1 protein-coding gene is annotated in these 1,190 nt (G+C 48.2%); it reads right to left on the bottom strand.

The genetic code is table 11. The features are described 5' to 3' along the window. Nucleotides 1-121 precede the first annotated feature (121 nt). Nucleotides 122-1,190: uracil-xanthine permease family protein (locus tag R7P67_RS25360; RefSeq protein WP_318086390.1), on the bottom strand; the 1,069-nt coding region annotated here is incomplete at its 5' end.

Genomic DNA, 1,190 nt, shown 5'->3' with positions numbered 1-1,190 from the left:
TTTTCGGTACTAAGTAATTAGTTACTCCGAATAAAACAAAGGCTTGGTTTTCACCAAGCCTTTTTTGTTGCTGTTTATTTAGAAAGGTTAAAGTGCGCCACTTAAAAGTCGCGCAGTCGAATTACTTCGCGCTTTCTTCTTCCATTTGAGCGTTATCAACCACGTGGTTTTCACCAAGGTCGTGTGGCAGCACTAGGTTAAGAAGGATTGCCACGATACCACATAGGCTTACACCTTGTAGGCTGAACTCGCCGATACCGAAAGCCATACCACCGATACCAAATACCAGTGTTACTGCAACGATCACTAGGTTACGAGACTTGTGTAGATCAACGTTGTTTTTAATCAGCGTATTCAAACCGACGGTTGCGATAGAACCGAACAGAAGAATCATGATGCCGCCCATTACTGGCACAGGAATGGTTTGCAGAATCGCACCTAGCTTACCTACCAGCGCAAGAACAATAGCGGTAATGGCAGCCCAAGTCATGATCACTGGGTTGAAAGCTTTGGTCAGCATTACCGCGCCTGTTACTTCACTGTAAGTAGTGTTTGGCGGCGCACCAACCATTGATGCTGCAATTGTCGCGATTCCGTCACCCGCGATAGTGCGGTGTAGGCCTGGTTTCTTCAGGTAGTTTTTACCCGTTACATTTGAGATAGCCAACATGTCACCCACGTGCTCTACCGCAGGAGCGATTGCAACTGGGATCATGAATAGAATCGCGTTGATGTTGAACTCAGGCATGGTGAAGTTGGGCATTGCAAGCCAAGCTGCTTGAGCCACAGGTGTAAAGTCAACCACACCGTAGAATAGGGATACTGAATAGCCCGCCAAAATACCACCCACGATAGGAACCAGTTTTAGGAACCCTTTTGCGAACACGCTAAGTGCAATCGTCGTTAGCAGCGAAACCGCAGAGATAATGACCGCAGCATCGCCATTTACTAACTGAACCGCACCGTCGCCCGTTTTACCTACCGCCATGTTGACTGCCGTTGGCGCAAGGCCAAGGCCGATAACCATGATCACTGGGCCAACTACAACCGGTGGCAAAATCTTATGGATAAACCCTACACCACGCACTTTGATCATCGCGCCAAGTGCAACGTAAACCAAACCTGCCGCCATCAAGCCACCCATAGTTGCACCAATACCCCAAGTTTGGATACCGAACATAATAGGAGCA

It is taken from the genome of Vibrio sp. Vb0937 (genome assembly GCF_033338855.1).
Note: the sequence above shows the minus strand (reverse complement) of the source record. Positions and strands in the feature narration are given on the sequence as shown.